This is a genomic window from Amnibacterium sp., assembly GCF_051956055.1.
In the GTDB taxonomy this organism is placed as follows: domain Bacteria; phylum Actinomycetota; class Actinomycetes; order Actinomycetales; family Microbacteriaceae; genus Amnibacterium.
The window spans coordinates 1-8,504 of sequence record NZ_JBQCGC010000038.1 but is presented as its reverse complement, the minus strand read 5'-3'; the positions used below and the strand labels follow the sequence as shown (position 1 = coordinate 8,504).

10 protein-coding genes are annotated in these 8,504 nt (G+C 72.4%); all 10 read left to right on the top strand.

The window, feature by feature from the left end:
* The first annotated feature begins 242 nt into the window (after window positions 1-242).
* The 10 genes from fliD to ACTHLI_RS06080 all read left to right on the top strand — a co-directional run bounded on the left by fliD (window position 243) and on the right by ACTHLI_RS06080 (window position 8,465).
* The gene (gene fliD, locus ACTHLI_RS06125) at window positions 243-1,691 is read left to right on the top strand and encodes a flagellar filament capping protein FliD (protein ID WP_440182242.1); all 1,449 of its coding nucleotides are present in this window, start codon (window positions 243-245) and stop codon (window positions 1,689-1,691) included.
* 29 nt (window positions 1,692-1,720) lie between these two features.
* Window positions 1,721-2,140 (top strand): flagellar export chaperone FliS, encoded by a 420-nt coding sequence (fliS, locus tag ACTHLI_RS06120; RefSeq protein ID WP_440182240.1) that lies wholly within the window; start codon window positions 1,721-1,723, stop codon window positions 2,138-2,140.
* Complete coding sequence (locus ACTHLI_RS06115) at window positions 2,133-2,456, top strand: hypothetical protein (RefSeq protein ID WP_440182238.1); 324 nt, start codon at window positions 2,133-2,135, stop codon at window positions 2,454-2,456. The genes fliS and ACTHLI_RS06115 overlap by 8 nt, the downstream gene beginning before the upstream one ends.
* A 169-nt stretch (window positions 2,457-2,625) precedes the next feature.
* Window positions 2,626-2,967 (top strand): flagellar basal body rod protein FlgB, encoded by a 342-nt coding sequence (flgB, locus tag ACTHLI_RS06110; RefSeq protein WP_440182236.1) that lies wholly within the window; start codon window positions 2,626-2,628, stop codon window positions 2,965-2,967.
* Entirely contained in the window at window positions 2,967-3,353 is a 387-nt protein-coding gene (locus ACTHLI_RS06105) for a flagellar basal body rod protein FlgC (RefSeq protein WP_440182234.1), read from the top strand. The genes flgB and ACTHLI_RS06105 overlap by 1 nt, the downstream gene beginning before the upstream one ends.
* Window positions 3,353-3,673, top strand: coding sequence for a flagellar hook-basal body complex protein FliE (gene fliE / locus ACTHLI_RS06100; RefSeq protein ID WP_440182233.1), 321 nt, complete (start codon window positions 3,353-3,355; stop codon window positions 3,671-3,673). The genes ACTHLI_RS06105 and fliE overlap by 1 nt, the downstream gene beginning before the upstream one ends.
* Window positions 3,670-5,157, top strand: coding sequence for a flagellar basal-body MS-ring/collar protein FliF (fliF, locus tag ACTHLI_RS06095; protein ID WP_440182232.1), 1,488 nt, complete (start codon window positions 3,670-3,672; stop codon window positions 5,155-5,157). The genes fliE and fliF overlap by 4 nt, the downstream gene beginning before the upstream one ends.
* Before the next feature lie 131 nt (window positions 5,158-5,288).
* Complete coding sequence (locus tag ACTHLI_RS06090; protein ID WP_440182231.1) at window positions 5,289-6,401, top strand: flagellar motor switch protein FliG; 1,113 nt, start codon at window positions 5,289-5,291, stop codon at window positions 6,399-6,401.
* Window positions 6,391-7,155, top strand: a complete 765-nt coding sequence (locus tag ACTHLI_RS06085; RefSeq protein ID WP_440182230.1) for a FliH/SctL family protein — start codon at window positions 6,391-6,393, stop codon at window positions 7,153-7,155. The genes ACTHLI_RS06090 and ACTHLI_RS06085 overlap by 11 nt, the downstream gene beginning before the upstream one ends.
* Window positions 7,152-8,465: a FliI/YscN family ATPase gene (locus ACTHLI_RS06080; RefSeq protein ID WP_440182229.1), complete on the top strand. Its 1,314-nt coding sequence runs from the start codon at window positions 7,152-7,154 to the stop codon at window positions 8,463-8,465. The genes ACTHLI_RS06085 and ACTHLI_RS06080 overlap by 4 nt, the downstream gene beginning before the upstream one ends.
* The last annotated feature ends 39 nt before the right edge of the window (window positions 8,466-8,504 follow it).

The following is an 8,504-nucleotide window of genomic DNA, read 5'->3' as shown; positions in this document are numbered from 1 at the left end:
TTGCTCACTCCCTCCGGGAAGTCGAAGCCGCCGCGGGGGGGGCCGGGGGCGCCCCCGGCGCCCCCGGGGGGGGACATAAGGCGACCCCCCCCGGGGGATCCCCCCCCGGCGGCGCCGGATTGGGCGGGGGGGCGCCCGGGGGGGTTACCCCGGGGGGGGTGCGGGCATGTAGCCCGCCGGGGGGGGACGGGGGGGCCCCCCTTCCCCCGTGGGCGGCTTCGACTTCCCGGAGGGAGTGAGCAATGGCCACCACGACGAGCGCGACGACGCTGAGCTCCGCGTCGCTGTCCGGCCTCGGCCTGAGCGGGCTCTCCAGCGGCCTCGACACCTCCGGCATTATCAGCAAGCTGATGGCGATCGAGGCGGCGCCGCAGACGCAGCTCCAGTCGCAGCTCACCACACTCCAGACGCACACCAGCTCGCTGCAGTCGCTCAACACCGCGATCGCCGGGCTCGGCTCCACCGCGCAGGCGGCACTCGCCGCGAACGCCCTGAGCTCCTTCACCGCGACCAGCAGCTCCAGCGCGGTGGCGGCGACCGCCTCGTCGACCGCGACCGCAGGCACCGTCTCGTTCACGGTCGACGCCCTCGCGTCCTCGCAGGTCTCCGTGACCGCCGCGATGTCGACCTGGCCGGACACCTCCTCCTCAACGCCCAGCATCACGCTGCAGATCGGCAGCGGCTCGACCGCGACGACGAAGACCGTGACCGCGAACTCCGGCTCGCTCGACGACGTCGTGAGCGCGATCAACGGATCCGGGACCGGCGTGACGGCGGCGAAGGTGCCGTCGGGCACCGACTCGAGCGGCAACCAGCTGTTCCGGCTGCAGCTGACCGGGCCCACCGGTGCGGCGAACACGTTCTCGGTCTTCGAGGGCTCGACCACCTCGGGCACGCAGCTCCCCGTGACGAACGTCGCCACCGCGCAGGACGCCTCGGTGACCCTCTACGGCGGCACGAGCGTGCAGCAGACCGTCACCTCGCCGACCAACACGTTCTCGGACCTCATGCCCGGCGTCGCGATCGCGGTCTCCGCCACCTCGAGCACCGCGGTCAGCGTGAACGTGGCGAGCGACCCGACGGCCGCGACGACGTCGGCGCAAGCGCTGACCGCCGGCCTCATCTCGGTGTTCTCCGGCATCGCCTCGGCGACGGCGATCACCACGTCCTCGAGCACCTCCGGCGGCACGAGCAGCACCGCGACCAGCGGTGGCGTGCTGACGGGCGACCCGCTCGTGCGCACCGTCAACGACGCGCTGCTCTCCGCCGCGACCGATCCGGTGAACGGCAAGTCGCCGTCGTCGATCGGCATCGCGATCACGAAGACCGGCACGATCACGTTCGATCAGGCCGCCTTCACGACCGCGATGAAGACGGACCCGGCAGGCACGACCGCGATGTACCAGGCGATCGCCCAGCGCGTCTCCGATGCGGCGAGCGCGGCGTCCGACCCGTACACCGGCGCGCTCAGCGCGCAGATCACGTCCGAGACGGGGCAGCAGTCGTCGCTCAGCACGCAGATCAGCGACTGGAGCACGAAGCTCGCGACGATCCAGAACCAGTACGAGACGCAGTTCAACGCCATGGAGGTCGCGCTGAACAACCTGTCCGCGCAGGCCTCCTACCTGACGGGCCAGCTCGGCGGGCTCACCACCAACTACCAGATGACGTCGACCGGCTCAGGCCACTGACGCCGGACCAGCAGACTGCGGAACCCACCATGCCTCCCTCGAACCTCGCCGCCGCGCGCTCGCTCTACAACCGGGACTCGGTGCTCAGCGCCTCCCCGGCCAAGCTGCTCGTCATGCTCTACGACCGCCTGCTGCTCGACCTCACGCGGGCGGAGACGGCCCAGCTCGGCGAGGACTGGCCGCTCGCGTCCGCGCAGCTGATGCACGCGCAGGAGATCGTGACGGAGCTCGTGAGCTCCCTGCGACCGGAGGTGTGGGACGGCGGCCCGGGGCTGCTCGCGGTCTACAACTACGTGCTCACCGCGATGGCGCACGCGAACACGCAGCGGGACGTCGAGAAGACCCGCGAGTGCATCAGGCTGCTCGAACCGCTGCGGCAGGCGTGGCACGAGGCGGCGCTCAAGGTCTCGATGCACGAGGCGGCGCTGCGGAGGGACGCGGTTGGCTGAGTCGCTGCCGGAGCACACGCCGGCGGAGCCGTGGGACCCGTGGGCGCCCGTGCTGGACGACCTCGAGCACCGCGTGGAGGCCGCCGAGTCGGGCGACCTCGCCGCACTCGAGAGCTGGGAGCCTCCCGCCGTGCAGCCGCGGCCGATGACCGCGGAGGACCAGCAGCGCGCCTCCGGGATCCTCGCGCGCCAGCGCGCCCTGATGTCGCGGATGCGCGAGGAGCAGACCGCGATCGCGGCCTCCATGCGCGCGATGCGCCGCCCGCAGTACAAGCCGGCGACGGCGCCTCCGGTCTACATCGACCGCATCGGCTGAGCCGGACGCCTCGAGACCATCCTGGGTGACACGCCCCTGAACGGGGGGTGCGTTGCTTCCACGTCTGGTTGAAGGTTCCGCTTAGCGTCATCGAATCGAGCACGGATCGCTCGATGGTTTCGAGGCCACGGATCGGCCGCCCCTCCTCTCAGCAAGGACGGATGCCGCCGTGTTCGATTCGGTCACCATCAACGCGCTCTCGAGCGCGCTGGACGGGCTGGCCCTTCGGCAGCAGACGATCGCCCAGAACATCGCGAACGTCAACACGCCGAACTACCACGCCAAGGTCGTCTCCTTCGAGGGCGCGCTCGCCGCCTCCGTCGCCGCGGGGAGCGGCATCGCCGGCGCGACGACGACCGTGTCGACCGCGCCGTCGCAGCAGAACGGCAACAACGTCAGCATCGACTCGGAGACGCTCAACAACATCGAGACGGTGCTCCGCTACCAGTTCGCGAGCCAGGCGATCGGCGCCGACTTCACCGCCACCGAGTCCGCGATGAAGACCAACTGATGGACGCGATCGGCATCGCCGCGACGGCGCTCAACACGCATCAGGCCTGGCTCAACGCCATCTCGGACAACATCGCGAACATCAACACGGCTAAGTCCGCCTCCGGGAGCGCGTTCCAGGCCGAGTACCTGCAGCTCCAGGAGAAGCCCGGCGACGAGGGCGTCGCCGTGGCCGGCGTCACGCGCGGCAGCGCCGCCGGCCGGCTCACCTACGACCCGACGAACGCCGCCGCGGACAAGAGCGGCTACGTCCGGCTGCCCGACATCGACCTCGGGGAGCAGATGTCGACGCTGATCATGGCGCAGCGCGGCTACCAGGCGAACGCCGCGGTCGTCGACCGCGCTCGGTCCATCTACGAGGCGGCCCTGCAGATCGGGAAGGCCTGATGACCACGCCGATCTCGCCCCTCTCCGGAGCCGGAGGCCTCTCCGGCCTCACGGGACTCACCTCGACCCCCGCCACGACCGACGCCACCGGCACGACCGGGTCCGGGTTCGCCTCCGTGCTCGGCGGCGTCGTCGACAACCTCTCCGGTCTGCAGAACACCGCGAACACGCTCGCGGTGAAGGCCGTGACCGGTGACCTCACCGACATCCACCAGGCGACCCTCGCGGCGACCCGCGCCCAGGTGACCATGGACCTCGTCTCCGCCGTGCGCAACAAGGGCGTCGACGCGTTCAACTCGATCATGAACATGCAGGCATGAAGCAGCTGAACGGCGCAGGCACGCGCCTCCTCGAGGCCGTCAAGCAGTTCACGGTCGCCCAGCGCACGATCGCGCTGATCGGCGTCGCGGTGCTCGTGCTCGGCGGCGTGGCGCTCGCGAACTGGCTGGGCCAGCCGAGCTACCAGACCCTGTACGCGAACATCTCCGCGGCCGACGCGTCCGCGGTCACCGCGCAGCTGACGAAGGACAAGGTCGACTACCAGCTGGCCGACGGCGGCGCGACCATCCTCGTGCCGGCGGCGAACGTGGACGCCGAGCGGATCGCGACCGCGAGCATGCTGTCCTCCGGCGCGGGCGGCTACTCGCTGCTCGACAACATGGGCGTCACCGCCAGCGAGTTCCAGCAGAACGTCACCTACAAGCGCGCCATCGAGGGCGAGCTGGCGAAGACGATCGAGTCGATCAACGGCGTCGCGGCCGCGTCGGTGCAGCTCGCGATCCCGCAGCAGACCGTCTTCACCTCGAACCAGCAGAACCCGACCGCGTCCGTGTTCGTGAACGTGTCCAGCCCGCTGACCTCGGACCAGGTGAACGCGATCGTGCACCTGGTCGCCGCCGCCTACCCGGGCCTCACGACCGACAACGTCTCGGTCGTCGACCAGAAGGGCGACACGCTCTCCTCGGTCGGCGGCGGGACCGGAGGCAGCGCCTCCGACGCCGCGGCGTCCTACGAGTCCACGACGAAGAACGCCGTACAGACGATGCTGGACAAGGTGCTCGGCCCGGGCAACGCGGTCGTCACGGTCGCCGCCGACGTCTCCAACTCGAGCGGCACGAAGTCGAGCGAGACCTACGCGACCGGCACCCAGGCGCCTGCGCTCTCGCAGTCGTCGAACAGCGTGAAGGCGACAGGCACGGGCGGCGCGCTCGCGAGCGGTGTGGCCGGCGTCGACACGACGAACCTGCTCGGCACCACCGGCACCGGAAGCGCGAACGGGACCTTCACCCAGACGCAGGCGGCGAAGGACAACGCGCTCGACAAGACGACGACCACGCAGACGATCGTGCCGGGCACGCTCACCCGCCAGTCGATCGCCGTCGCCGTGAACGCGAGCGTGGCGGGCCGGATCTCGACCTCGGCGCTGCAGCAGATGGTGTCGACCGCCGCGGGCGTCAACGCCACCCGGGGCGACACCGTGTCCGTCACGTCGGTCGCCTTCTCGACCGCGGCGGCGAAGTCCGCGGCGGCGGCGCTCGCGCAGTCGCAGGCCGCGCAGAGCCAGAGCCAGATGACGTCGATCATCACGACCGCCATCCAGGTCGTGGGCGGCCTGGTGGTCCTCGTGCTGCTGATGGGGCTGATCCGGAAGCTCTTCAAGCGCCCGACGCCGACGCTCGACGGCGGCCCGGTCGCGGGCGCGCCGCTCGGCGAGGACGGGATGTTCGGCGGCGTGCCCGCGACCGCGATCGGCGGGTTCTCGCCCGCCGGCGCGCTCGGAGCGGCGGGCCCGGGAGGCCTGTAGACCGCGGCGCTCTCCGCCGGAGGCGGCGGCGAGTTCGCGCAGCTGCAGGCCGACGTCGACGCGCTCGCCGGCTCCGACCCGGCGCAGACCGCCGAGTACCTCCGGGTGCTGATGGGTGACCGGGCCGAAGTATGACCCTGGAGACGCTGGACGTCCCCGAGCTGACCGGGACGCAGAAGGCCGCGCTGGTGCTCATGAACATGAGCACCGAGCGCGCTTCCGCCGTCCTGCGCACCCTCAGCCTCGAGGAGCAGGAGCAGATCACCGAGGAGATGGCGCGCATGCGCCAGGTCTCCGGCGCGGACGCGGAGCGGGCGATCGAGGCGTTCCGCGAGGTCGCCGCGCAGGTGAACGCCCCGGAGGCGCGCACCGGTCACGCGATCGCGACCGAGCTGATCGAGGCGTCGTTCGAGGGCGAGCGCGCGGCCGACCTGCTCGAGCGCATCTCGGCGCCGGAGGCGAGCGCCTCCTTCGCGTTCCTCGAGGAGCTCGAGCCCGCTCGCAGCGTCGCGCTGCTCGAGGCCGACACCGCCGAGACGGTCGCATTCGTGCTCCTCCAGCTCGGCCCGGACCTCGCGGCGAAGGTGCTCATGCTCCACGACGCCGACCGGCGGGTCGACATCGCGCAGGCCATCGCCACGATGGGCTCGCCCGCGCCGGAGGCGGGCAGGATCGTCGCCGACGTGCTCCGCCGCCGCGCCAGGGCCGCCGCGAGCGAGACGGTGTTCGTCGAGGACGACGGGGACGAGGACGGGCCTGCGCCCCTCCGCGTCCAGCCGCTCGTCGACATCATGAACCACGCCGCGCCCGCGGACGAGGGCGCGCTGCTCGACGGTCTCCGCGACCGCGACGGCCACCTCGCCGACGAGGTGCGCGCCAAGCTGCTGTCCTTCGAGGACCTCGTCCGACTGCAGGACCGCGACGTCCAGCAGGTGCTCCGCGGCATCGAGCTCGGCACGATCGCGCTCGCCCTGAAGGGTGTGGACCCGGCGATCGCGACCGTCGTCACCTCCAACATGTCCGAGCGCAACCGAGAGGCCCTGGCCGAGGAGGCCGCCGAGCTCGGCCGCGTGAAGAAGAGCCAGGTGGAGGACGCCCGCAACGTGCTGGTCCGCGCGGTGCGCGAACTCGCCGGCACCGCCGGCCTCGAGCTGAAGAAGACGGCACCCGAACCGGGTGCGGCCGATGAGACCGAGCTCCCGGCCGAGGAGGCCGCGGAGGAAGAGGAAGAGTATGTCGACTAACGCCTCGTTCGCGCCCATCGCGTTCCCCGAGATGGGGACCGCCCGCCGCACCGAACCGTCGGCCGCGGCGACCTCGTTCGCCGAGCGACCGGCCGCGATGCCGCGCGTCACCCCCGGCGCCGACTACGACGACATGCGCACCCGGCCCGTCGCCGTGCGCATGACCCCGCTGGCCTACCCGGAGCTCGTCAAGGACGAGACCCCGGAGGTGCGCGAGCGCGCGCGGGTGCAGGGCCACGCCGCCGGCTACGCGGCCGGCCGCAAGGCCGCCACCGAGACGCTCGCCTCCGACCGCGCCCAGCTGCGCGCCGAGGCCGACCGTGCGCTCGGCGAGCAGGTCGAGAACCTCCGGACCGCGCTCGAGGCCGTCGCGCGCGCTGCGGGAGAGCTGAACGCGCAGACGGCGATGTCGCTCGAGGGCACCGAGGAGACGCTGCTGTCCGCCGCGATCGAGATCGCCGGCATGATCCTCGGCCGCGCGATCGCCGAGGACCACGAGGGCGCGGCCGTCGCAGGCCTCCGGCGCGCGCTCGAGGCCGCGGGACCGATGCCGGTCCGGACGGTGCGCATGCACCCCGACGACCTCGAGCTGGTCGCGATGGTCGCGGTCGAGGAACCGGGTCTCCAGCTCGTGGCCGACCGGAACGTGGCCCGTGGCGATGCGATGGTCGACCTGCCGGACGGGATCGTCGACGCGAGCATCGCGAGCGCCGTGGAGCGCGTGCGCCGGGTTCTGCTGGGCGGCGACGAATGAGCGCGGCGCTGAGCGCGGGCCTCGACCGGCTGCGGGAGGCCGCGCGCCCGGAGCGGGTCGGCACCGTCGTCTCCGTCGTGGGGCTCGGCATCACCGTCCGCGGCATCGAGGCCGCGATGGGCGAGATCGTGCAGGTGGGGGAGCAGCGCGCCCGCACCGAGGTGGTCGCGGTCGGGCACGAGGGCCTGACCCTGATGCCCGTCGACCGGATCGACTCCCTCCGCGTCGGCGCGCCCGCGCGGGCCACCGGGCGCCGCATGACCGTGCCGACGGGTGCCGGCCTGCTCGGCCGCGTCCTCGACGCCACCGGGCGACCGATCGACGGCCGCGGCCCGCTCGCCTTCGACGCGCGGGTGCCGGTCGACGCCGAGGCGCCGTCCGCGATGGAGCGCGCCCGCATCGACACCCCCGTCGCCATGGGGGTGCGGGTGCTCGACACGCTCACGACCGTCGGGCGCGGGCAGCGGATCGGCCTCTTCGCGGGCTCCGGCGTCGGCAAGTCGTCGCTGCTGTCGATGATCGCCAGGGGCACCGACGCCGAGGTCAACGTGATCGCCCTGATCGGCGAGCGCGGCCGCGAGGTGCGCGAGTTCCTCGAGGACGATCTGGGGGAGGAGGGGCTCGCCCGGTCGGTCGTCGTCGTCTCGACCGCCGACCAGCCCGCCCTGACCCGGGCACGCGCCGCGTTCACTGCGACGCGCATCGCGGAGTCCTTCCGCGACCAGGGCGCGCACGCGCTGCTGATGATGGACTCCCTCACCCGCGTCGCGATGGCCCAGCGGGAGATCGGGCTCGCGGCCGGGGAGCCGCCGGCCACCCGGGGCTACCCGCCGAGCGTGTTCGGGCTGCTCGCCCGCCTGCTCGAGCGTGCCGGCACCGGGCAGGTCGGCTCGGTCACCGGGGTGTACACGGTGCTCGTCGACGGCGACGACCACAACGAGCCGATCGCGGACACGGCCCGCTCGATCCTCGACGGCCACGTCGTGCTCGACCGCCGGCTCGCGACCGCCGGCCACTTCCCGTCCATCGACGTGCTCGGCTCCGTCTCCCGGGTCGCCTCCCGGGTCACCTCCCGCGAGCAGCGCGCGGTCGCGACCGCGCTGCGCAGCGCGATGGCGGCGAAGCGGAACGTGCAGGACCTCCTCGACGTGGGTGCCTACGCGGCGGGCTCCAACCCCCGCGTGGATGCGGCGGTGGCGCATCAGGCCGAGATCGAGCGGTTCCTGCAGCAGGACATGGACGACGTGACCCCCGCCGATGAGGCGTGGCAGCGGCTCGCGGAGCTGGTGCAGAGGATGGGCATCGAGTAATGGCGGTGTTCGGTCTGGCCGGTCTGCTGCGGATCCGGC